Consider the following 24021-nt stretch of genomic DNA (forward strand, 5'->3'; position numbering starts at 1 on the left):
ACCCAGGAGGATGACATGGCCGGCGATGACAAGGATTGGTACTACACGCCCTCGACCGGTGAGGTGACCCGCGGCAAGAAGAGCGGGTGGGACGACCGGATGGGCCCCTACGCCTCGGAGGCGGAGGCCCGCGCCGCGATGGACCGCGTCGCCGCCCGCAACCGCGCCGCCGACGATTGGGACGAGGAAGACGACGACTGGGGCAAGCCCCCGGCCGGTGCGTAAGGGCCGTGCTCCGGCGGGCGCGCAGATGCCGCGCCCGCAGTCGGCGCATGGGGTCCGCACCCGCAGTGGGCGCCGAACCTACTTCTTGCGCTTGGCCTTTTTCTCGGCGTCCTTCGCCGCTTCCTTCGCGGCCTTCTCGCGGGCCTTCTTCATCTTCGATTCGAGCTTGTCGTACGCCTTGAGCACGTCCTCGACGTCGTCGTCGTAGGCCTCCAGCGCCTTCAGGCCGTCCATGCGCTCGATCTGGTACAGCACGCCGTACCCGAAGGTGTCCTGACCGTGCGCGTGGGCGCGGCGGGCCTTCTGCAGCAGGACCTGGCGGGCGGTGCAGGTGTCCTGGAAATCGCCCAGCGACGACTGCAGCGTCTTGCACGTCCCGAACAGCTTCTTGGTGGGCATGCCCGCCGACTGCGCGGCCTCCGCGGAGTAGCGCAGCTTCTTGGCGGCCTTGCGCACGTCGTGGAAATGCTCCTCGCGCTCGGCGACCGGGATGGACCGATCATCGCGGCATTCGACGGCCTTGCGGTGGCGCTTCTCGAACTTCGCGAACGCCTTCGACAGATGAATCGCCAGCACCGCGTTGGTCTCGGCGCGCAGCTGCTCCGGCGTCTTCTCGGTTGCCTTCTCCGGCTTCTTCTCCGGGGCCTGCTCGGCGACCTGCTCCGTCGCGGCGTCGCGGGCCTCGGGCTCGTCGTCGCTTTCCGACGGCTCCTCTTCCGACGCACCGGCCTCGTCGCCGGACTCGCCGGGGCCGAACTCGGCGTCGGCGGCATCCGACTCGTCGACGATGCGACGCGCGGTCTCGTCCGACGACAGCTCATCGTCGTCCTCACGCTCCTCGGCCGCGACGTCGGCGTCGTCAAGCGAAGTAGCGGCACCGTCGGCCGACTCGACCCCGGACTGCTCCGCGGCCTTGCGCTCGGCGACCTCCTGCTCCGCCTTCTCGGCGTCCTCCGCGGTATTGGGGTTGACCGGCGGATCGGCCAGCAGCTCGTCGAGCTGATCGAGAAGGGTCAGGTACCGGCTCGAATCCAGCGCGGCGACGACGCGACGATGCGCCCGGTCGTAATCGCGGCGAATGTCGGCGACGAGCTCCTCGCGCATCTCGTCGTCGATGACGTCGGCCTCGTCGCGCCCGAGCTGATTCTCGAACCGCTCCGCCACCACCTCCGCGTCGCGCGCCACGCCCAGCACACCGGCCAGCAGCTTCAGCTCCGACTCCATGTGCGGCAACTGATCGCCGACGAGAATGCCGTGGAACGTCTGCATGTGACTGCGCAGCTCACGGGTGGCCACACGCATCTGGTGCACCGAATCCCACTCGTCGCGGCGAACCTTCGGATCCCACTCGACCATCTTCGCCACATTCGCCGCCAGCGCATCGACCACCGCGCGACCCGGCGTGCCCTCCGGCAGATCCGCCGGTGACGGAGGCAGCGGCGCCGCGTCCATCGACGAACCCAGCGCCGTGGCCAACTTCGACGGGCTCTCCGACGGCGTCGCGCCAGCGATGCCCAGCACCGCGCCCAGACGCTCCAACAGCTCCGCGCCCTCCGGCGTGCCGGCGATGTCGCCGATCAGCTCGATCTCCCACTCGCGCCACGACGTCTCCTCGCCGCCCGGAAGCAACGACACCGCCGTGACATGGTCATCGCAGAACTCGGCGATCGGCTCGCCGGCGGCGTTTTTCAGCGTGGACACGTGGCGCACGTTGTCGACCCGTGCGATCGGGCGCAGCGGATGATCGCGGACGATGGACCGCACCGGGGCGAGCAGCGCATCCGGAACCACGTAGACCGCCTCGGCGCCCTCGCCCTCGGCCAACCCCTCGTCGAGGGCGGCGCCGTACTCCATGCGGCCGGCCTCCGCCGGGGTCTTCAGGTGCCAGCCCTCGTCCGGGCCGCCCAACCGGCGGCGCAGCGTGCGCTTCGCCCGCGTCAGGCGCAGATCCTCGGTGTCGAGATACGTCGCAGACATCTCGCGGACGTCCACCTCGACGTCGGCGACGCCGGGCACGAAATCGAACCCGGGGGCCACCGCCTGCTCGGGCGCGGAGAACTTCACCTCGATCTCGAGGTTTTCGGACGGTGCGGTCCGCTCCTTCGTGCTGCCGGAGACGGTCGTGTCGGGGGTGCTGCCGGAATCGTTCATGCCCTCCATCCTACCCCCGGAAGGAAGGGGTGGGCAGGGCCGTTCATGCCCGGTTCGCGCGTCGGCGGGGTCACCCGCATGTGGGGTGGGCGGCGACCCGGCCGGGCCGTCACCGCAGGGCCTCCGGTCAGCCCTTGAAATCCTTGTCGGCGGGCGGGAAGTCACGGGATTCCACCTGCGCGACGTAATCGCGGGCGCCGCTTTCCAGGATCTCGCCGACCTCGCCGAAGACGGCGGCGAAGGACGGACGGCGGCCGTCGGACGGGACCGCGAAGGCGTCGTGCCACACGAGCACCTGACCGTCGCACTGGTTGCCGGCGCCGATGCCGCACGTCGGAATCGGCGACTCGGCGGTGATCTCCGTGGCCAGCTCCGCCGGGACCATCTCCAGCACGACCGCGTGGGCGCCCGCGTCGGCGACGGCGCGGGCATCGCGGCGCAGCTGCTCGGCGCCCTCGCCCCGGCCCTGGACCTTGAAACCGGACAGGGCGTTGACCGACTGCGGGGTGAAGCCGATGTGGGCCATCACCGGAATTCCGGCGTTGACAAGCGCCCGGATGCGCGGGGCGATGCGCTCGCCGCCCTCGATCTTGATCATGTGGGCACCGGTTTCGCGCATCATGCGCGCCGCGCTGAGCACCGCCTGCTCGTCGGAAGCCTCGTACACGCCGAAGGGCAGGTCGGCGACGACCAGCGCGTTCGGGGCGCCGCGGACCACGGCGCGGGCCAGGGGGATCAGCTCGTCGAGCGACACCTCGGTGGTGGTGTCGTACCCGTACATGACGTTGGCGGCGGAATCTCCCACCAGGAGAACTTCGACGCCGGCGTTGGAGAACGCGCGGGCCGTGGAGTAGTCGTAGCAGGTCAGCATCGCCCAGGGCCGGCCCTCGGCCTTGCGGGCTGCGAGATCGTTCAGGCGCATCTTCCGGGTGCTCATGTTCGCCAAGCATGCCACACCGGCGTGCCACACGAACCACGGTCGCCCGCGTAACTTGGAGAGCATGAATCGCCAACAGGAATTCGTCCTCCGCGCCATCGAGGAGCGCGACATTCGCTTCATCCGCCTGTGGTTCACGGACATTCTCGGGTATCTGAAGTCCGTGGCGGTCGCCCCCGCGGAGTTGGAGGGCGCCTTCGAGGAGGGCATCGGCTTCGACGGCTCGGCCATCGAGGGGTTCTCCCGCGTGTCGGAGTCCGACACCATCGCCCGCCCCGATCCGTCGACCTTCCAGATTCTGCCGTGGCGCCATGATGACCGGGAGCTGCACTCGGCCCGCATGTTCTGCGACATCTCCATGCCCGACGGCCAGGCCAGCTGGGCGGACCCGCGGCACGTCCTGCGTCGCCAGGTGCAGGCTGCGGCGGATCAGGGCTTCACGTCTTACATCCATCCGGAGATCGAGTTCTTCCTCGTCGATTCCCTCGACACCGACGGCCAGCCCCCGGTGCCGACGGACAACGGCGGCTATTTCGACCAGGCCGTTCACGACAAGGCGCCGGATTTTCGTCGTCACGCAATCAACGCACTCGAGGCGATGGGCATCCCCGTGGAGTTTTCCCACCACGAAAACGCCCCGGGCCAGCAGGAGATCGACCTGCGCTACGCGGACGCCCTGACGATGGCGGACAACATCATGACGTTCCGCTACCTGATCAAGGAGGTGGCCATGCGCAACGGAGTGCGCGCCACTTTCATGCCCAAGCCGTTCGCCGATCAGCCGGGCAGCGCCATGCACACGCACATTTCCCTGTTCGAGGGCGACGACAACGCCTTCCACGACCCCGACGACGAGCATCAGCTGTCGTCGACGGCGCGCAGCTTCATCGCGGGCATTTTGACGCACGCGCCGGAGATTTCCGCGGTGACCAACCAGTGGGTGAACTCCTACAAGCGCACGGTCTTCGGCGACGAGGCCCCGACGGCGGCGACGTGGGGCCTGGCCAACCGGTCCGCGTTGGTTCGCGTGCCCATGTACTCGCCGGGCAAGGCGGCGTCGCGGCGGGTGGAGATCCGGTCGGTCGATTCGGCCTGCAACCCGTATCTGGCGTATTCCGTCATCCTCGCCGCCGGCATGCGCGGCATCCAGGACGGTTACGAGCTGCCCCCGCAGGCGGAGGACAACATTTCGGAGCTGACCCGCCGCGAGCGGCGCGCCATGGGCTACCGCGACTTGCCGACGTCGCTGGAGGAGGCGCTGCGCGAGATGGAACGGTCCGACCTGGTCGCCGACACCCTCGGCGATCACGTCCACGAGTTTTTCCTGCGCAACAAGTGGCGCGAGTGGCGCGAGTACCAGAGCCAGGTGACGGCCTGGGAGCTGCGCACGAACCTGGACTACTGACCGCTGCAGCACCGGCCGCTGGAACACGGACTGCTGCAGCACCGACCGCTGGACCACTGACCGCGCCGACGGTGAGCGAACCGGACGACGAAACGACGAGCACGACATGGTGATCACGACATGGTGATGAGGAATCGCCCCCGCACGTCCCGGCAGACGGTGCCGACCCCGGCCGCCCTCGGGTTGCCGGACGCCGAGCGGTCGACGGCCGATTTGAGGGAACTCGGCTGGTACGACGAGGACGGCCTGGAGCTGTTGTGGGGCCTGGCCGGCGCCGCCGATCCGGAGCTGGCGCTGACGGCGTTGGTGCGGTTAAAGGAAAAGCTCGACTCCGGCATCGCGTCCGGCGAGTTGCCGGAGTGGGCGTCGTGGTCGGCGCTGGATGCGGCGATGCGCCAGCAGGTGCTCATGCGCACCCGGGTGTTCGCCCTGCTGGGCGCTTCGTCGATGTTGGGCGACCACATGGTGGCGAATCCGACGACGTGGTCGCTGTTGCTGGCGGATCTGCCGACCCGGGCGGACATGTTCCGCGACATGCTCACCTCCGTCGAGGCCACGCCGGAGACCCCGGTGCGCACGGACGAGGAGTCGGTGAAGGAGGCCGCGGAGCTGGAGTACCGGGAGCCGACGGCGTCGTCGCCGGAGTTGGAGGACGCCGGCCTGTACCGGGCGGGGCTGACCGGGCGCGAGGCGGACGTCGCCATGAAGCGGACGTACCGCAACCTGATCATGCGGGTGGCCGCGGCGGACTTGGCGGGCACGTATCCGCGTGGGCCGCGTCGTCCGGGGCAGCCGCCGATCCCGTTCACCCGCGTCACGGGGGCCCTGTCGGATTTGGCGGATGCCGCGCTGACGGCGGCCCTGTCGGTGGCGGTGGCCACGACGTATCCGGATGCCCCGGTGTCGACGCGTCTGGCGGTGTTGGCGATGGGCAAGTGCGGTGCCCGGGAGCTCAATTACATTTCCGACGTCGACGTCATCTTCGTCGCCGAACCGGCCGATGCCCGGGCCACGCGTCTGGCGTCGGAGTTCATCCGGGTTGCGTGCCGCTGTTTCTTCGAGGTCGACGCCGCCCTGCGCCCGGAGGGCAAGTCGGGGGCGTTGGTGCGCACGTTGGACTCGCATCGGGCCTACTACAAGCGGTGGGCGCAGACGTGGGAGTTCCAGGCGCAGCTCAAGGCCCGGCCGATGACGGGCGACTTGGATTTGGGCCGCGAGTACGTCGAGGGGCTTTCGCCGTTGGTGTGGACGGCGTCGCAGCGTGATTCCTTCGTGGAGGACGTGCAGGCGATGCGCGATCGCGTCATCGAGAACGTCCCCGACGAGTTGAAGAACCGCGAGCTGAAGTTGGGTCGCGGTGGGCTGCGCGACGTGGAGTTCGCGGTGCAGCTGTTGCAGTTGGTTCATGGGCGTTACGACGAGTCGCTGCGGGTCCTGCCCACCGTGGAGGCTCTGGAGGCTCTGGTGGAGGCCGGCTACGTCGGCCGCGAGGACGGGCGCGTCCTGGTCGAGTGCTACGAGTTCATGCGTCTGTTGGAGCATCGCCTGCAGTTGCAGAAGATGCGGCGAACGCACACGTTGCCGCCGGAGGAGGACGTTTCCGCCCGCCGTTGGTTGGGGCGGGCCGCCGGCGTCACCCCGGCCGGGTCGGAGAATTCCGCCGATGCGTTGGCGAAGCGGATTCGGGCGACGGGGCGGCAGATTCGGACGCTCCACAACAAGTTGTTCTTCCGTCCGCTGCTGAATTCCGTGGTGGAGCAGGACACCGGCACGATGCAGTTGTCGGCCGATGCGGCGAAGCGTCAGTTGGCGGCGCTGGGCTACCTGTATCCGGATCGGGCGTACGACCATTTGTCGGCGTTGGCGTCGGGGACGTCGCGCAAGGCGCGCATTCAGGCGATGCTGTTGCCGACGTTGATGGAGTGGCTGTCGGACACTGCGGAGCCGGACGCCGGTCTGCTCAACTACCGCAAGCTGTCCGATGTGTTGGTGGACAAGACGTGGTTCCTGCGCATGCTTCGCGACGAGGGCGTGGTCGGCGAGCGGTTGATGCACATTTTGGGAACGTCGCCGTACGTGTCCGGTCTGTTGTTGTCGTCTCCGGACACGATCAAGCTTTTCGGCGATGGTGCGGCCGGGCCGAAGCTGCTGGACACCGATCCGGCGACGGTGGGCCGGTCGTTGGTGGCCACCGCGAATCGGCACACGGATCCGGATCGGGCCATCGGCGTGGCCCGGGCGTTGCGGCGTGCCGAGTTGGCGCGCGTTGCGTCGGCCGACCTGTTGGGGTTCATGGACGTCGAGTCCGTGTGCACGTCGCTGTCGCTGGTGTGGGACAACGTGCTCGAGGCGGCGCTGGCCGCCGAGATCCGCGGTTGGTGTGCGCAGCATCCGGATGAGCCGGTGCCGGCGATCGTTTCGGTCATCGGCATGGGCCGTCTCGGCGGCGGCGAGCTGGGGTACGGGTCGGACGCCGACGTGATGTTCGTGTGTGAACCGGCCGTCGGCGACGACGGGGAACCGGTGGCGGATGACAGTGACGCGGTGCGGTGGGCGATCGGCATCTGCGACGCCCTGCGCCGTCGGTTGGCCAAGCCGAGTCAGGACCCGCCGTTGGAGGTGGATCTCGATCTGCGGCCGGAGGGGCGGTCGGGGCCGCCGGTGCGCACGTTGGATTCTTACCTGGCCTATTACGAGAGGTGGGGCGAGACGTGGGAGATCCAGGCGTTGTTGCGTGCGACGTGGATCGCGGGCGACAAGGATCTGGGGGAGAGGTTCCTCCACGGCATCGACCGGTTCCGGTATCCGGAGGGCGGGGCGTCCGAGCAGGTCGTGCGCGACGTGCGCCGCATGAAGGCCCGGGTGGACAACGAGCGCCTGCCGCGCGGGGCGAACCGGCGCACGCACACGAAGTTGGGGTCGGGTGCGTTGACGGACATCGAGTGGACGGTGCAGTTGCTCACCTTCATGCACGCCCATGAGGTGCCGGGGCTGCACAACACGTCGACGTTGCAGTGTTTGCGGGCGCTTGCCGACGACGAGATCCTGTCCGCCGATGATGCCGAGACGTTGCGCACGGCGTGGTTGACGGCGACGAAGGCGCGCAACGCCCTGGTGCTCACCCGCGGCAAGCGAACGGACGAGCTGCCCCAGCCGGGGCCGCAGTTGGCGCAGGTCGCCGGTGCCGCGGGCTGGGATCCGGACGACAACACCGGGTTCATGGAGAACTATCTCCGCGTCACCCGGCACTCCCGCCGCGTGGTCGACCGCGTCTTCTGGGGAGAGGAGAATCCGGCGCACGACTAGGGTGCGCCGAGGCGTCTCGTCGGTGTGTCAGCGCGATGCGATGTCGCGGTTCCGCTTGGCCGGAGCGATTTTCACGTGGTGCTATCGCCGCTGGCCAATACGCCACACCGTGATGACCGCCGCGATGAACACCAGACCAGTGGTGAATGTGACGGTGGTTTCACGTGCCCCCATGGCGTGGAAAAGCTCTCCGGCGGCCAAGGCCCCCCAGGGCCACGCCCTGCGCCGCGAGCGCGCGAGGCATCCTCCGATTGTTGCCCCACCGCCGATGGGCGAGGACGGCCATCAATCCGATGGTGATCGCAAAAGCAAATCCGTCCGACCAGCTTAATGGGCGTGAGATTGCGGCGACAATCGGAATTCCGAGTGCGGTAGTCAAGCACAGGAACCCGGTTGATCGAATAATGTCCGTCAAAAACCGGCGTTGAGAATCGGAGAACTGCACTATCTGCGCCTTTCTGCCGGTGCAACTTCCCGGCCGGCATTAAGCGCCTGGCTCATGTCGTAACACGTTTGGTCGTTCAAAAATTCGATTCCATTCCGTGAAGCGTGGGTTGGCCCGGCCGAGCACTTCTGCGACACCGTATTCGAATGAAACGCCGTCCTTTGGGAACCGCCGACCCGTGGGTCCGTGTGGTCGTGTTCTCGGAGCGTGTGTGCCCTACCCGGCGTGCCGACGTGGGGATCCCACGCCCCGAAGGCCCGGATGGTTCCCCATCCCGGACCCCGATGGGCCATAATGACCCGAATGGAGAGCAGGGCCGATTACGCAGCCAGCCCCGACTTCGGCGAACACGTCGGACGTCTGGGCGAGGCGGAGCTGCGTCGGCTCCTGCGCGTGGCCTGCCCGGGCAGTTCCACCCCGGTGTCGCGGGCCGAAACCGCGGAACTGTTGATGACGCGGCAGGCCGCCCTGACCGCCGTGTCGGCCGCGACGCCGGATGTGCTGGCCGCGGTGAAGCTGGTGCATGTTCTGGAGGACTCCGCAGCCGTCGACGACATCACCGCCGTCGCGGTGTGGGGTTCCGAGGCGGACTCGATGCCCCACGACGGCGACCATCCGCCATCCACCGTCCGACTCCCCGCCGCCCGGGCCGACGTCACCGCGTTGATGGGCCGCGCCGAGGATCTGGGTCTGGTGTGGCAGGAACCGGAGGGCGTGTGGAACGTGCCCCCGCACATCTCGGACGTCCTGGTCCAGGACCCGACGATGGCGACGCCCGTGGCGTACCTGTTCGACTTCAACAACCGCTCCGAGCTGCTTCGCAAGATGGAGAACCTCGGGTTGATCTCCGCCGCCGAGCACCGCGCCGCAGTTGCCGTGGAGGGGGCGGCGGAGCGCGTCAGTCCCGTCGACGATGAACCGGTCGCCCCGGGCGCTCCGTCGGGTGTCGAGTTGCTCGCCCGGTTGCGCACGTTCCTGTGTTCGCCGCGCCACGTCCGCGCGCTGGTGGACACCGCCCCGGATGCCATCAAGAAGTCGCTTCTGCTGTTCGCCAGCGAGGCCATCTACCTCGACGCCCGCGAGTGGGGCGGACGCCGCGCCGCCGCCGTCGAATGGGCGGTCGAGCATCTGCTGGCGGTCACGTTCGAGACGGCCGACGACACCACGGGCGGCGAACACGCGCAGCCGGTCGACGCCGCAGGCGCATTCGATTGCCGACCGGGTTTCGTGCTCAACGCATCGATGATTTCGCCGGTGGCCCTGGCGTTGAAGATGGACCGGCTGCCCCTGCCCACGCCGCACCCGAAGGAGCCGCGCACGGCGTGGACGCCGCCGGAGGCGTACGTCGAAGCGGCGACGTCGGCCGTGGCGGTGGGCACCGCCGTCATGCAGTTGTGGGAAGACGGCGGTTACCTGGGGGCGGGTGCCCTCCACGACTTCCCCGGTTCCGTCGCCGCGTCGGATTTCGCCGCGTCCGTTGGAGCGGATGTGTCCGTGGTCTTCGAGGTGGTGGGCATGCTCGTCGACGCCGGTTTCATGGACCCGGTCACGGGCCAGCCGACGGCGCGATCGGCGCAGAGGTGGTTCTCCGCCGACGCCTCGCGCCGCTGGGCCTGGCTGGTCGCCGGGTGGCTCCGCGGCCCCGTTCATTGGATCGGCGAGAACGCGCAGGAAAGTTGGATGCCCCCTGCCGAGGTGCTGGCCGACGTCGCCAAGCGGGTTCGTCGTGAAGCGGTCGCGCTCGCCGCGGACCTCGACGACGGCATGATGTGGTACCCGTGCTGCATCGACTCGCACCTGAACTGGACGTGCGGCGCCCTGTACGACGGTCTGGATGACATGTGGGGCGGGGTGCTCCACCGGGTCATGGAGGGCATGCGCGCGCTGGGGCTGCTCGTCGACGGTGCCGCCGGGATGCCCGTGCGTGCGGTCATGGCGGCGCTGGGCCACGCCTGGCTGTCGGGGCAGGATCCGCACGTTGACGAAGCGGTGGAGTTGATCGCCGCCGAGGCCGGGGATTTCGTGCCGGTGCAGCGGCGGGCGCAGGTGCGGTTGTACCCGAATTCGCTGCGCGTGGGGCGTCCGCAGTTGGTCGCCGTGGTCCGCGGCGTGCCCGGCCATGATCTCGCGGTGACGATGGATTCCATGGCGCACCGTCGGAAGTGCGGCGCGACGTCGGAGTGGGTGTTCACCGAAGAGTCGCTGGCCGACGCGCTCGACGAGTACGACGGCGACGTCAAGGCGATTGTGGCGGCGGCCCGCGACGTCACCGCGGGGTCCGCGTGGCTGCGGATGCTGCGCATTGAGCTGCGCGGGGTCGCCGAGGGTTTGGAGCTGGAGCCGTTGCTTCCCGACGAGCCCGCCGCCGATCCGTTCACCGACGATGACGAGACCAATGACGTCGAAGCCGGCCGGAGCCGGGATGCCGAGGCGGCCGCGACCGACGCGGCCGATGCAGTCTGCGACGGCGGCGACGCGATGCGGCAGTCAGCGCAGGAAAACGCGCTTTTCGACGTCATCGGCGTCGATGACGGCGTCGTGGGTGAAAACGGCGTGATCGAACCGCCGTTGTTCGACCTTCCGGGACTGCGCCCGTCGGCGTCGCTGACGGGTGATGACTCGGATCAGCGGGAATCCGGTGCCGCGTCCGGGGGAGGAGCCGGGCCGGGCGCCGAGGGCGTCGCAGAGTCCGCGTCCGCGTCCGACTCCGGGGGCGGGGCCGGGGCCGCCGATGCGACGTACATCGAAGATCCCCTGCGTCGCCCGGATTCCGGCAGCGGTCCGGGCGTGCCCACCCAGCCGCCGCTGTTCTGATAGCGGATCTTCTGCGCCGCGCCGGCGCCCTGCCGCCGACGCCCCCGCCGACGGCCTACTGCCGGCCGTTCAGCGCGGCGATCTCGTCGACGAGTTTCTGCAGGTCGTCGGCCTTGCCCTCCGCCGGGGTGAACCGGCCGTCGGGGAACTCCTCGCCGAGGAAGATGTTCACGGTCGCCTCGGCGTCCTTCATCTTGAGGTTGCCGACGATGTCGCGCCAGTGCTTGATGGACCGCTGGCCGCCGCCGAAGCCGTAGCCGACGAAGCCGGCGGGCTTGTCGTTCCACTCGACGAACAGCAGGTCGACGGCGTTCTTCAACGCGGCCGGGGGAGCGGCGTTGTACTCGGCGGTGACGAACACGTAGGCGTCGCACTCCTTGACGGCCTCGGCCCACTTCACGGTCTTCGGGTCCTCGTACTTGCCGTTGGCCTGGCCCGGGATGGTGGGCTCGCCGAGCAGGTCGAGGTCGAAATCGGCGACCTTCAGGTCCTTGATCTCGACGTCGGTGCGGGCGGAGAGGTTCTCGATGACCCACTCGCCGACGACGGTGCCGACGTTGCCGGGGCGGGTGGTGCCGGTGATGATGCCGAACTTCATGTGCGGGGTGCTCCTTCAGTAGTTGATGTCATGTCAACTATATTGGTCGCTCTCGCATCCCACGACGATACGGCCGTGTGGGATGTGTCACGTCGGCTGCGAGGAGGTGGGCGTCGTCAAGCAAAAAATCCCGGCACCGGCAATGCGTCGCGGCAGCGAACTGCTTGACGACGAGCCGGCCCTCATCGCTTGCGGCGCGGATCCGACCGCTTCGCCGAGGTCATCGAGGCGGTCCTGGAACCGGTCTTCTTGCCGCCGGCCTTGCGCGCGTCGCGGCGGCGCAACAGCTTGCGGGGCGCGCGGCGTTCCGGTTGATCCGACCGGTATTTGCGGATCTCGGCCTTGTCGACCCAGTGCGGGGTGGCGCAGGCGTCGTGGTCGAGCAGGTCCGCCGGGTCGTGGACGTAGGTGGTGATCTTTTCGCCCGCGGCGGTGAGCAGCTCCTCGAGCAGTTCCTTCGCCTTCGGGGCCAGGGAACGGACCTCGACGAGATCGACGAACAGGTCGGTGCCGGACGCCGCGCCGCGGGTGACCTCCCGGTCGATGGCCTCGTAGGAACAGAAATCGATGTCGCCGTACAGGCGCAGCAGCGTGGTGTCCTGGACTCCGTCGGCGTTGAAGTCGACGACCGCGCGATGGCGCAGTGCACCATGCGGCCGGCCGGTAACGCGCATCATGTGCAGGCCCAGCTCCGACGAGGCGCGGTGGAAGAACGCGTTGCCGCGCACGGAATGGCCGTGGTCGTCGAGGGGCGGGGAAAACGACGCCAGGGACAACTCACCCGGAATGACGCCCAAGAGGCCGCCCGACACGCCCGATTTGGCGGGCACCCCCACCAAGTTCATCCAGTTGCCCGCCGAGTCGTACATGCCCGACGTCGACATCACCGACAGGATCCACTGCACGGTCTCTTCTCGGAAGACCCTCTTGCCCGACAGCGGATGGACGCCGCCGGTGGCCAGCGTGGCGCCGATCGTCGCCAAGTCGCACACGGTGATGTTGATCGCGCACTGCCGGATGTACCCGCTGAACACCTGCAGCGGGTCGCCCGTGATCGTTTCGGTGGAGCGCAGCAGGTTCGCGATGGCCCGGTTGCGGAAGCCGGTGTCGCATTCGGTGCGCCAGACCTCTTCGTCGACGCCGAGTTGCCGTCCGGCCAGCTCGGACAGACCGTCGAGGATGAGGTCGTCGGCGCTGCCGCCGCAATGTTCCCGCAGCAGGCCGTGGACCGTCAGGGCGCCGGCGTTGATCATGGGGTTGACCGGGCGGCCGCTCTTGTCCACGGAGATTTCGTTGAACGCGTCGCCGGAGGGTTCGACGCCGACGCGTTCGAGCACCGCGTCCAACCCCATTTCCTCGATGGCCAGGCCGTAGACCAGGGGTTTCGAGATCGACTGGATGGTGAATTCGTGGTCGATGTCGCCGAAGGCGTAGAGGTCGCCTTCGGGGCTCATCACCGCGGTGGCCCACAGGTCGGGATTGACTTTCGCCAGCGCCGGAATGTAGGCGGCGTTGTCGCCGTCGGTGATGCCGCGGCACTCCTCCGTAAGCCGGTGGAGCGTCTCGCGGAAAGGTGAACGGATGTCAATCGGGGTCATTCCTCACAGAGTACGGGCAAACCCCTGGGAGGACCGGGTTAGCGGCACGTCGCGTGTGCCGCCGCGGGCCCGCGCGCTGGGTAGTGTCTTCTTGGACCATTTCCCCGCTGAAGGGACCCCGATGAACGACTATCGCCCCCAGATCCACGACGACGTCCCGCAGCCGGGTGAACCGCAGGGCGGTTGGTACGCAAACGGCGGCACCGATCAGCATTACGGGCAGGGCCGGGAAGCACCGGGTGGCGCCACCCAGTACGGATCGGCCCAGTACGGATCGGCGCAGTACGGATCGGCGCAGTACGGATCGGGTCAGTACGACACCGGCCAACACGGCGACACCGGTTCCAGGACCGCGTTGATCGGCGGAATCGCGTTGGTCGGGGGTCTGCTGCTCGGCGGTGCGCTCGGCTTCGCCGGCGGTTCCTCTTCGTCCACGGAGGCCGCGCCGACGACGGTCACCGAAACCGCCACGGAGACGACCACCGTCGAGTCGACCGTCGAGGTCACCGCGTCTCCGGCGGAGGAGCCCGAGGGCGGCGACGAACCGGGGTCGGCGGGCGCGACGATCCCGGGCGACGGCACGTATCTGGTGGGCACCGACATCGAGCCGGGCACCTACCGCGCCGCGGGCGCGGACTCGTGTTACTGGGCGCGGTTGTCCGGGACGACGGGTGACCTCGATGAGATCATCGTCAACGATTTCGGCTCCGGGCAGATGGTGGTCACCATCGCCGAGTCGGACGTGGCCTTCGAAACCGCGCGCTGCGGCACGTGGGAGAAGGTCTCCTAGAGCCGCCCATTGCACCTCGCCGCGACTGAACCCGCGACGAGTCGGGCGGCCCGCTGCAACTCGCGCAGCCCGCTACAGCTCGTAGTGGGCGTCGCTGCGCCGGTGGCCGCGCCGCCGCAGCGCCATCGACGTCAGCAGGCCGGTCATGCCGATCACCCAGACCGCGCCGATCGCGGTCCACGCGATGCGGAAGTCGGCCCAGTCGTAGACGCCGCCGTCGGCGGAGACGTCGAGGAGCACGCCGACGCCCTGCGCGGCGAGCATGGCGGCGGTGAATCCGCCCATGTTGGACAGGCCGGTGCCGGTGGCCAGCACGCGGCGGTCGACGGCTTCGCGAACGGAATCGAAACCGAGGCCGGAAGCCGACGACAGGGCCGCCATCGCGATGTTCAACGCCACCATCGCGGAGAGTCCACGCGGGGCGTCGGGAAGCAGGAACACCACCCACATGCCCATGAGCAGCACGGAGATGACCACGGTCAGGGTGCCGCGGCGGGCGCCGAAGCGGGCCGACAGCACGCCCATCACCGGCCCGGCGGCGACCGCGGCGATGGTGTTGACCACCAGCACGCCGCCGGCCTGGGTGGGGCTGAGCCCCATGGCCAGCGTCATCAGCGGCATGCCCCACAGCAGGGTGAAGGTGGCCTGGTGCATCAGCCCGACCCAGTGGGTGAAGAAACCCTGCCAGCACACCGGGTGGCGCAGCACGACGCCGAGCATGTCGCGCACGGTCGCGCGCTCCTCCTCGCGTGACGACGACCCGTCGTCATGCCCGTCATGCCCGTCGGGTTCGGCAGGGGCCGGGGGCACGTCGGCGATGGCGATGGCCGCGGCGATGCCGACGATGGCGATTCCGGAGCCCAGCGCGAGAAACGCGGCGACCCAGCCCTGGGCGTGGAGCAGCATGAGGAAGGGCACGGCCGAGATGAACTGGCCGATCTGCCCGAGCCCCGCCGTCAGCTGGGTGAACAGCGGAGTGACCTTGAGCGGGAACCACGCGGGCAGCAGGCGCATGGCCGACAGGAACGCGCTGGCGTCGCCGGCGCCGATGAGCACGCGGGCGAGGATGGCGATGGGGTACGACGCCGTCAACGCCAGGGTGATCTGGCCCGCCGCCATGACCAGCGCGCCGACGACCATGGTCTTGCGCGCCCCGAATCGGTCGATGGCCAGCCCCACCGGGATCTGCGCCAACGCGTAGACGCCGACCTGGACGGAGGTGAACACCGCCAGCCGGGACGCGTCGATGTTGAACTGGTCGAGCGCTTCGACGCCGGCGACGCCGAAGGACGTGCGCCCGGTGATCGCCGCCATATACACCAGTACCGCCGCCGCCCATACGGTCAACGCTCGGGCGGTGATGCGGGTGCGTGGATCGACGGTCATTCCTGGCAGTGTAGGCCCCTTCGCCGCGCGTATCCTCACGGGCATGAAACACCCGGACCGCGCGCCCTACGTCAAGGCGTTGCGCATCACCGACGTCGACGCCGTGTTCGGGGACGCCGAATCCGATGGCGGCGATGGGTGGGTGTTGGGGCTGCCCGTCGTGAAGCATCTCCGTGACCTGCGGGAACTTCCTCTGCCCACGCCCGTGACCCTCATCGCCGGGGACAACGGGATGGGCAAGTCGACTTTGCTGGAGGCGATCGCGGTGCTCGCCGGGTGCAATGCCGACGGCGGCTCGCGGCACATGCGCTACTCGGGGCTCGACGACGCCTCGCCGCTGCACCGTGCAATGGGTCTGGTGCGGCGGGCCAATCCCCCCGATGCGTTTTTCCTGCGGGCCGAAGGGCACCTGCGGATGCTCGAGGAGATCGCGAAGAAGCCGCCGCGTGGGCCGACGTACGGACCGGATGAATTGCACCACCTGTCCCACGGGGAATCGGTGTGGGCGGTGGTGACGCACAGGTTCTCCGATGGGCTGTACCTGCTCGACGAGCCGGAGTCGGGGCTGTCGCCGATGCGGCAGATGGCGCTGCTGGCGCAAATCCACGAGCTGGCGAAGGGCGGGGCGCAGTTCATCATCGCCACGCACTCGCCGATCCTGCTGGCCATCCCCGGGGCGACGATTTTCGAGCTGGGCGAAGACGGCATCGACGTGCCCGCTTGGCGTGATTGCGGCGCGGTGGCGGACATGCGGGAGTTCCTCGAGGCGCCGGAGGCGACCGTGGAATACCTGATTTCGCCGGAAACGGACGAGGGCTGATCCGGCCGCACATTGTTGGCGTCGGTTCCCATTTGCAAGTATGCATTTGCGTCATAGGCGGGCCTAATCTGTGGTCATGGGCAGCGCACACGGACACGACCACTCTCAGGGTCATGAGCACGACCACGGCCACTCGCATGGTCACGACCACGGCTCCGGCCATTCGCATGATCACGACCATGGCCACGGTCTGTTCCACGTCCACGATCACGACCACTCCAGCACGGCCTTTCCCCGGTTGGCGATGGCCTTCGGGCTGACGGCGATCATTCTCATCGCCGAGGTCGTCGGCGGCCTCGTCGCCAACTCGCTGGCGCTGCTCGCCGACGCCGCGCACATGGCCTCCGATGGGCTGGGCCTGCTGGTCGCCATGACCGCCGCATGGATCGGATCGCGGCCGGCGACGCGGCTGGCGTCCTACGGATTCCGCCGCGCGGAGGTCCTCGGCGCGATGTTCAACGCGATTCTCGTCGGCGCCGCGGGCGTGTGGATCCTCGTCGAGGCGTTCCACCGCTGGTCCGAGCCGGCCGACGTGTCGTCGGGGACGGTGCTGATCATCGCCGCCATCGGTCTGGTCGCCAATCTCCTCGCGGCGGCGATCCTGGCCAGCGGCGACAAGGACAACATGAACCTGCGCGCGGCGTTGCTGCACGTCATGGTCGACGCCCTCGGTTCGGTTGGCGTGCTCGTCTCCGCGCTGGTGGTGCGGGTGACCGGTTTCGACCGCGCCGACGTCGTGGCGGCGGTGCTCATCGCCTTGCTGGTGATCCCGCAGGCGCTGGCGTTGATCCGCAATGCGGGGGCGGTGCTGTTGGAGCTGGTGCCGTCGGACGTGGACACGCGGCGGCTGGAGGAGTGGATGGTGGCGCGCCCCGGCGTCCGCGGCATCCATGACCTGCACGTCTGGTCGATTCACGGCTCCGATGTGGTGCTCACCGCCCACGTCACGGTCGACGATGACCTCGATTTCTCCGACGCCTGTTCCATCCTGTGCGACATGGAGGACGGCCTCGCCGAGGAGTTCGGCGTCGGCCATGCCACGTTGCAGCTGGAGACGGAGGCCCACCACGCCCACGAACGCCCCCGGGAGGTGTGACCGAGCGGCCCGTATCCGCCGCAAAGGGTTCCGCGATCGCATAAATACGTGTACACCCGAAGGTAACGCCCGAGGTTACCGAGGAGGGGCCACATGAAGATCACGTTCATTCGGGGAGACATCACGCAGGTGCGGGCCGACGCGGTGGTCAATGCCGCGAATTCGTCGCTGTTGGGAGGCGGCGGCGTCGACGGCGCGATCCATCGGGCGGCGGGCCCGGAGTTGCTGGCCGAATGCCGCAGGCTCCGGGAGGAATCGCTCGCCGACGGCCTGCCGGCGGGGCAGGCGACGATCACGTCGGCGTATGACCTGCCGGCGCAGTGGATCATTCACGCGGTCGGGCCGAACAGGAACGCGGGGGAGACCGACGTCGCGGTGTTGGAGTCGGCGTTTCGCAGCGCCCTCGACGCCGCGGGTCGAGTCGGTGCCAGGTCCGTGGCCGTGCCCGCCATTGGTGCCGGTGCCTACGGCTGGAGCGGCGAGGATGTCGCGGCGGCGGCGCACCGGGCGATCGAATCGAGGCCCGACGGTGCCCTGGACGACCTGGCCGAGGTGATTTTCGTGCTTTTCGACGATCACCTCGACGCCGTTTTCCGTGCCGAGTTCGGTGCGGACGGCGGGTCGACGACCGGTGCGCCGGGAACCGACGAGCCGTAGACGACGGACAACCGACGACCAGTCGAAGACGGATCAGACGGGAGAAGACGATGTTTGAGCGACGAGGAACCATTCGAACCGGCCCCGCGACGGCCGGGCTTGCGTTGGCGTGCGCCCTGGGCTTGGCCCTGGCGGGCTGCGACGGCGGCAATGGCGGCGATGAGCCGACGGTCACCGAGACGACCACGACCACCGAAACCAACGGTGCCGCCGGTGACGGTGGAGCCGACCCCACGACCGAAACCACCACGACCACGACGACGGAAGGCGACGGAGGGGGCGACAACTGCGGCATCGACGAGACTGCGGCGGTGCTCGACGAAGCCATCGACACCGTGGACACGCCGGATCCGGTCGAATACTGGGAACTGGTGGAGACCAACTACGACCCCTGCGGTGAGTTGACCTACGCCCTGTACCACCAGATGCCGCAGGGCAGCGCCCAGTTCTTGACCAAGATCCTCATGTTCCACGACGGCGAATACCTCGGCGTCGATTCCGATTACCGCCAGCAGGGCCAGATCGTCGGCGAAGGCGACGGCTGGTTCGAGGTGAAGTACAAGGACTGGGAAGCCCTCATGGAATCCGGCGAAGCCAACGCCGCGGCCCCGAATTACACCCGGACCCTGACGTTCACGTGGAACGAGTCCGCCGGCAAGGTCGACGTCGACGGGGAATTCCCGAACACCAACCTGGGCCAATAACGCCCGCCGGTTTCTCTGCCGGTTTTTTTCGCGGTGGCGTCGACTCCTTCCAGGCGGTGGCGCCACCGTTTTTCCGGCGATGACGCCTACTGCTTCTTCAGCACCTCGGAGATGAAGTCGGCGATGACCTCGCGGGAAATCTTCACGTCGATGACGATGACGCCCGACGGGTCGTCGTCAAGCAACTCCGACACCCGCGCAAAGTCCGACATGTCCGCGACGGTCACCCCGCGCGCACCGAAGGAACGGCCCACCGCGGCGAAATCGACGTCGTCGATGACCATCGACGCGGTGTCCAGGCCCTCCGCACGATACTGGTGCAGCTCCGCGCCATAGGCCGCGTCGTTCATCACGACGACCGCACCCCGCCGCACCGTGCGGAATACCGTCTCCGCATCCGACAGCGCCATCAAACCGCCGCCATCACCGGTGACCAACACGGTGTAATCGTCCGGTCGGGCCGCGGCGACGCCGATGGCCGTCGGAAAGCCCAGGCCAATCGTCTGAATCGCCGTGCCCACCAACACCTGCGCCCGCGGATCCGGGCTGTCCAGGTACATGGGCACCCACCCGAGGAAATGCCCGCCGTCGGTGCAGACCGTGCGCCGCTTCGGCAGGATGCGGTCCAACTCGCGCAGCGCCGCCCGCGGATCGAGGCGACCATCGGCGCCGCGCTCGTGGAACAGCTCCGGCTGCGTCACCGGGTCCTCCGCCGGCGGCAGCGCGCCCAGCTCATCGCGCCACGTGCGGCGCGACGCGGTGGGGGAGGCGGCGGCGTCGGCGGTGATGGTGCCGTCGGGGACGTCGGTGCCGGCGAGACGTTCGGCGACCAGCTCATCGAGCACCGGCATCACCGACGCCAGATCGCACAGCACGCGCACATCCACCTCGCGGCTGGAGGGATGCTCCTCGAGCGTCAGATGAATCACCGTCGCGTCCGGCGAGAACAACGAACCGCCCCGGACCTGGTGCGCGTTGAAGCTCGCCCCGAGAACCAGCACCACGTCCGCGTCGCGGGCGATGGGAACGTGCGCCCGATGCGTGAAACCGCCGGCGGTGCCCATGCACCACTGACCCCCGACGACGTTGCGGGCCATCGCCGAATGCATGTGCAACGCCCCGATGCGGTCGCCCAGGGCCGCGACGTCATCGGCGACTCCGGCGCGAACCACGCCCCGGCCCGACAGGATCAGCGGACGGCGGGCCGAAGCCAACGCGTCGGCGACGGCGGCCAGTTCGGCGCGCAGATCGTCGGACATCGGGCGCGTCGGAGTGGCGTGGGCCGGGCGCAGCAGCTCCGGGCGCGACAGCACGTCGCCGCCGTCGAAGAGGGGCGCGGTCTGCAGGTCGTGTGGAAGCAGCAGTACGACCGGCTCCTGGTGCGATTGCGCAAGCGCGAATGCGGCGTGGGCGTCGGCGGCGGCGGTCTCCGGGGTGGGGGTGAAGTGGTCGATCCCCAGCGCGTCGAGAAGCCCCGCCTGGTTCAGGTCGAAGTGGCGCGCCCCGGCGGCGGGGGCCGAACCGGTGACGTAGACCATCGGCACCCGGGCTGCCTTCGCTTCGGCGAGCGCCGTGATGGTGTTGGTGAACCCCGCACCGCACGTCGTGGTGGCCACCGCGATGCCCCCGCCCGCCCGGAAGAACGCGTCGGCCGCGGCGACCGCGCCGGCTTCGTGGCGGGTGGAGGTGTACGGGAAGCCGCGGGAGGTCAGGTGGCTGACCACGTGCGAGTTGGCGTTGCCCACCAGGCCGAAGACGTGGTCGGCGCGGGCGAGGATGACGTCGGCGATGGCCGTGGACACCGTCGCCGCAGCGGGCGTGTCCGCGTCGCGGGTGGCAGACGCGTCGATTGCGACCGCGGCCCCATGCCCGATCGTGTTGGTTTCGGGGTGGTCGGTCTCGGCGGAATATCGCTGCACGGAGGGCCTCCTTCGGCGGCGGGCTGGTGGTGCGTGGATGTGCAGGGGCCGATTCTTGCCGATTTCGCTGGTCGGTGGAAGAGGAAAATCCAGATAACGGATTGATCACGGGTTTTACCGGAAGTTCGGGGGTAAAAGCGGGGGATTGCGCCGTTCGCTTGGGTTTGTCCCGCGCGTTTCACGGGGGTGTTCGGCGGGGGTATTGCTCAGCGGGGGCGGCGTGGGCAGGCGCCCGCTTCTCACCGACTGCGGCGCGGGGCGTGCTTTCCGGCGCCCCAGAAATCTCCAAACCACGGGGTCCAAACCACGGGATCGCCGTCAACCCCGTGGTTTGGGGGAAAGAGCGGGGCGGTCGCTCGGGGTAGCAGCGAAACGGGGCGCCACCGGTCACCCCGGCGGCGCCCCGAACGGAACGGGCGAACCCTACTTCTCGGCCTACTTTTCGGCGATGTTGTCCAAGATGAACTTCTTGACCACGTCGGCGTCGTTGGGCAGGTCCACGACGCGGCGCGGCGCATCCATGATCCCGGCGAAACGCTCCGGCATGTCCGGTTCGCGGCCGGTGGCCTCCATGATGGTGTCGGCGAACTTCACCGGCAGCGCGGTCTCGAGGCACACGATCGGGGTGGACACCTGGTCGCGCAGGCCGCGGGCGACGTGGATGCCGTCGGCGGTGTGCGGGTCGACCATGACGCCGAGGCGCTCCCAGCAGTCGCGGATGGTGTCGACGCGGTCGGCGTGGGTGGAGCGGCCCGACAGGAACCCGTGCACGGCCGACGCCTTGGGGAAGGCGGGGTCGCCGGACAGGGTGAAACCGCCCTGCTTGACCTTCACGCCGAACTTCTCGGCGACGCGCTCGGCGTCGCGGTCGAGGAGGTCGAAGATGAAGCGCTCGAAGTTCGAGGCCCGCGAAATGTCCATCGACGGGCTCGACGTGGCCAGGGTTTCCTCGGAGGTGCGCACGCGGTAGGCGCCGGTGCGGAAGAACTCGTCGAGGACGTCGTTTTCGTTGGTGGCCACGATGAGGCGGTCGATGGGCACGCCCATGGACTTGGCGATGTGGCCGGCGCACACGTCGCCGAAGTTGCCGGTGGGCACGGAGAAGCTGACCTTTTCGTCGTTGGCGTCGGTCATGCGGATCCACGACGACACGTAGTAGACGATCTGGGCCATCAGGCGGGCCCAGTTGATGGAGTTGACGGCGCCGATGCGGTTGGCGGCCTTGTACTCCAGATCGCCGGACACGGCCTTGACCACGTCCTGGCAGTCGTCGAAGACGCCGTCGAGGGCGATGTTGTGGATGTTCGGGTCTTCGAGGCCGAACATCTGCGCCTGCTGGAAGGGGGTCATGCGTCCGGCGGGGGTGAGCATGAACACGGAGATGCCCTTGCGGCCGCGCATGGCGTATTCGGCGGAGGATCCGGTGTCGCCGGAGGTGGCGCCGAGGATGTTGAGGGTTTCGTCGCGGCGGGCGAGTTCGTATTCGAACAGTTCGCCGAGCAGCTGCATGGCCATGTCCTTGAATGCGGCGGTGGGGCCCATGGACAGGTGGCCGATGTGCAGGCCGTCTTCGAGTTCGGTGACGGGCACGATGTCGGGGTCGGAGAATTTCGGCGTGGTGTATGCGCGGGCGCAGATGGCCTTGAGGTCGTCGGCGGGGATGTCGTCGACGAACAGCTGCAACACTTCGGCGGCCAGGGCGGCGTAGCCGTCGTCGGCGAGGATGCCGCGCCAGCGGGTGAGCGTCGCGTCGTCGACCTGCGGGTATTCGGCCGGCAGGTACAGGCCGCCGTCGGGCGCCAGTCCGCCGAGGAGGATGTCCGAGAACTTGGCGGGGGTTCGCTTCGGGTCGCGCGTCGAAATGTAGTCCACGGGGCCAACCTTACTGAAGGGAGTGCTTGACGACGGCCACCGGCTGCGCGTCTTGCGTGGGGGTGGGGGATGTGGTGCTGCGCGGCCGCCGGTGGTGGGCGATGATCGGTTGGTGCAGGGCGCGATGGCCGTGGGCCGGATGCGCCTGCGGGAGTCGGGTGCCGGTCGTGCACCGTGGCGGCGATGCGGGGAGCTCGTTGCCGCGGAAGTTCGCGGGAGAATCGGAAGAAGAGGTGATCGGCATGCCGTCTGGCATCGGCGGGTGGATCTGGCTGATCGGGTTTGGAGTGCCCGGTGCATTGGTGATCATGGTGGGCGTCGTGCTGGCGGGGTTCGCGCTGCGGGCACGGACGTGGCCGAAGTCCGTCGGGCACGTCATCGGGGGCGAGGAGTATTTCGACCAGGAGGAGCAGTGCGCGATGTTCCGGGAGATCGTGGCCTTCCGGGATGAACGGGGCGTGGAGCACGAGGCCCGGACGAACATGTCCACGTCAGATCTGGTGATCGGCAAGGAGGTCGAGGTCAGGTACAACCCCCGGGACCCGCGGGAGGTCCTGGTCGGGACCGTGCCACTGGGCTTCGTGGCGTTGGCGGTGGTGCTCCTCGGGATCGTGTTTGTCGGCATCGGGGTGACGTCGGGCGGTTTCTGAGTTCTCGCGTCTGCGGTGCCCGCCCGAGGCCCTGTACCTGAGGCATTGCCGGTGGGAGTTGGCGGGAGCAGCGCGAAATCCCGCCGACGTCGCGTTTCGATTCGATCACTGTTGTCCGATGGCCCTCTCCCGGACCCCGAATCGTCGTGAAGCGATGTGGTGGGCGTCGTCGAGGCCGGGCGTCGGCGGGGGCGGGCCGACCAGAAGCGACGGGCCGACGGCGCGCAGGGCCGGAGTGGCCGCGGCGAAGTCGACCATCGCGGCCACCTGGTCGGCGCGGCCGGTGATGAACGCGATGTGGCAGGCCAGCTCGATGGCGGTGGTGGCGTGGGCGGCGGCGTGGGCGCGCCGGGCCCGCGGTGTTTCGGCGGCAAGGGCGGTGTGGCGCATTGCGATGGCCGCGGCCTGCACGTGGGGCAGCAGCTCCCGGTAGTCGTCGTGGGTCGTGTACGGCCAGCGGGTGGCCAGCACCGCCCGGAGCACGGTGAGGCCTGCGGCCATCGACGGGTCGTCGGCGACGAGGGCGTCGACGTCGTCGAGAAGCGACAGGGCCCGGGCCCGCGCCGCGGCGTCGGCGGTGGCGGCGGCGCCGTCGTGAATCGCCTCGGCGGCGCGTGCGAGCAGCTGGGCCCGGTGCGTCCGGGTCGC

Annotated in this window: 17 protein-coding genes and 1 pseudogene; 10 read left to right on the top strand and 8 right to left on the bottom strand. The window is 68.8% G+C overall.

Annotated features, from left to right (window positions below):
* Window positions 1-15 precede the first annotated feature (15 nt).
* Entirely contained in the window at window positions 16-225 is a 210-nt protein-coding gene (locus HMPREF3121_RS02455; protein ID WP_070519538.1) for an SPOR domain-containing protein, read from the top strand.
* 78 nt (window positions 226-303) lie between these two features.
* Here the strand turns inward: HMPREF3121_RS02455 and HMPREF3121_RS02460 are convergent, their stop codons facing one another.
* Both HMPREF3121_RS02460 and panB read right to left on the bottom strand, forming a co-directional pair.
* Window positions 304-2376 carry a CYTH and CHAD domain-containing protein gene (locus tag HMPREF3121_RS02460; protein ID WP_083291193.1) on the bottom strand — a complete coding sequence of 691 codons (2073 nt, stop codon included), beginning with the start codon at window positions 2374-2376 and terminating at the stop codon, window positions 304-306.
* A gap of 127 nt (window positions 2377-2503) precedes the next feature.
* Window positions 2504-3313: a 3-methyl-2-oxobutanoate hydroxymethyltransferase gene (gene panB / locus HMPREF3121_RS02465; RefSeq protein ID WP_070519540.1), complete on the bottom strand. Its 810-nt coding sequence runs from the start codon at window positions 3311-3313 to the stop codon at window positions 2504-2506.
* A 64-nt stretch (window positions 3314-3377) separates the two neighbouring features.
* Here panB and glnA point away from each other — a divergent pair, with 64 nt between their 5' ends.
* The 3 genes from glnA to HMPREF3121_RS02480 all read left to right on the top strand — a co-directional run bounded on the left by glnA (window position 3378) and on the right by HMPREF3121_RS02480 (window position 11283).
* Complete coding sequence (gene glnA, locus HMPREF3121_RS02470; protein WP_070519542.1) at window positions 3378-4718, top strand: type I glutamate--ammonia ligase; 1341 nt, start codon at window positions 3378-3380, stop codon at window positions 4716-4718.
* A 120-nt stretch (window positions 4719-4838) separates the two neighbouring features.
* The gene (locus HMPREF3121_RS02475; RefSeq protein ID WP_070519544.1) at window positions 4839-8024 is read left to right on the top strand and encodes a bifunctional [glutamine synthetase] adenylyltransferase/[glutamine synthetase]-adenylyl-L-tyrosine phosphorylase; all 3186 of its coding nucleotides are present in this window, start codon (window positions 4839-4841) and stop codon (window positions 8022-8024) included.
* 748 nt (window positions 8025-8772) lie between these two features.
* Window positions 8773-11283: a hypothetical protein gene (locus HMPREF3121_RS02480; protein ID WP_070519546.1), complete on the top strand. Its 2511-nt coding sequence runs from the start codon at window positions 8773-8775 to the stop codon at window positions 11281-11283.
* Between the two features lie 55 nt (window positions 11284-11338).
* On the opposite strand, the gene HMPREF3121_RS02485 is transcribed toward HMPREF3121_RS02480, so the two are convergent.
* Together HMPREF3121_RS02485 and glsA are read right to left on the bottom strand one after the other, a co-directional pair.
* On the bottom strand, window positions 11339-11881 hold the full coding sequence (locus HMPREF3121_RS02485) for an NADPH-dependent FMN reductase (protein WP_070519548.1): 543 nt from the start codon (window positions 11879-11881) through the stop codon (window positions 11339-11341).
* A 182-nt stretch (window positions 11882-12063) separates the two neighbouring features.
* Window positions 12064-13479, bottom strand: coding sequence for a glutaminase A (gene glsA / locus HMPREF3121_RS02490; RefSeq protein ID WP_070519550.1), 1416 nt, complete (start codon window positions 13477-13479; stop codon window positions 12064-12066).
* 121 nt (window positions 13480-13600) lie between these two features.
* On the opposite strand from glsA, the gene HMPREF3121_RS02495 reads away from it, so the two are divergent.
* A complete protein-coding gene (locus HMPREF3121_RS02495) occupies window positions 13601-14269 on the top strand; it encodes a hypothetical protein (RefSeq protein WP_070519552.1) in 669 nt (222 codons plus the stop codon).
* 72 nt (window positions 14270-14341) lie between these two features.
* Here the strand turns inward: HMPREF3121_RS02495 and HMPREF3121_RS02500 are convergent, their stop codons facing one another.
* Window positions 14342-15655, bottom strand: a complete 1314-nt coding sequence (locus HMPREF3121_RS02500; protein ID WP_070519553.1) for an MFS transporter — start codon at window positions 15653-15655, stop codon at window positions 14342-14344.
* A gap of 43 nt (window positions 15656-15698) precedes the next feature.
* Here HMPREF3121_RS02500 and HMPREF3121_RS02505 point away from each other — a divergent pair, with 43 nt between their 5' ends.
* The 4 genes from HMPREF3121_RS02505 to HMPREF3121_RS02520 all read left to right on the top strand — a co-directional run bounded on the left by HMPREF3121_RS02505 (window position 15699) and on the right by HMPREF3121_RS02520 (window position 18932).
* On the top strand, window positions 15699-16475 hold the full coding sequence (locus HMPREF3121_RS02505) for an AAA family ATPase (protein WP_070519555.1): 777 nt from the start codon (window positions 15699-15701) through the stop codon (window positions 16473-16475).
* A 76-nt stretch (window positions 16476-16551) separates the two neighbouring features.
* On the top strand, window positions 16552-17571 hold the full coding sequence (locus HMPREF3121_RS12685) for a cation diffusion facilitator family transporter (RefSeq protein WP_083291186.1): 1020 nt from the start codon (window positions 16552-16554) through the stop codon (window positions 17569-17571).
* Between the two features lie 93 nt (window positions 17572-17664).
* On the top strand, window positions 17665-18228 hold the full coding sequence (locus tag HMPREF3121_RS02515) for an O-acetyl-ADP-ribose deacetylase (RefSeq protein WP_070519558.1): 564 nt from the start codon (window positions 17665-17667) through the stop codon (window positions 18226-18228).
* 50 nt (window positions 18229-18278) lie between these two features.
* A complete protein-coding gene (locus HMPREF3121_RS02520) occupies window positions 18279-18932 on the top strand; it encodes an LppP/LprE family lipoprotein (RefSeq protein WP_083291187.1) in 654 nt (217 codons plus the stop codon).
* Between the two features lie 86 nt (window positions 18933-19018).
* Here the strand turns inward: HMPREF3121_RS02520 and HMPREF3121_RS02525 are convergent, their stop codons facing one another.
* Both HMPREF3121_RS02525 and thrC read right to left on the bottom strand, forming a co-directional pair.
* Entirely contained in the window at window positions 19019-20851 is a 1833-nt protein-coding gene (locus HMPREF3121_RS02525) for a thiamine pyrophosphate-binding protein (RefSeq protein WP_246816045.1), read from the bottom strand.
* 435 nt (window positions 20852-21286) lie between these two features.
* A complete protein-coding gene (gene thrC, locus HMPREF3121_RS02530; RefSeq protein ID WP_070519562.1) occupies window positions 21287-22723 on the bottom strand; it encodes a threonine synthase in 1437 nt (478 codons plus the stop codon).
* A 242-nt stretch (window positions 22724-22965) separates the two neighbouring features.
* On the opposite strand from thrC, the gene HMPREF3121_RS02535 reads away from it, so the two are divergent.
* On the top strand, window positions 22966-23373 hold the full coding sequence (locus tag HMPREF3121_RS02535) for a DUF3592 domain-containing protein (RefSeq protein WP_168161352.1): 408 nt from the start codon (window positions 22966-22968) through the stop codon (window positions 23371-23373).
* Window positions 23374-23478: 105 nt separating this feature from the next.
* On the opposite strand, the pseudogene HMPREF3121_RS12545 reads toward HMPREF3121_RS02535, so the two are convergent.
* Window positions 23479-24021, bottom strand: a pseudogene (locus tag HMPREF3121_RS12545) (hypothetical protein); the annotation flags it as partial.

The sequence above is a fragment of the Corynebacterium sp. HMSC11E11 genome (genome assembly GCF_001807025.1).
Lineage (GTDB): Bacteria > Actinomycetota > Actinomycetes > Mycobacteriales > Mycobacteriaceae > Corynebacterium > Corynebacterium freneyi.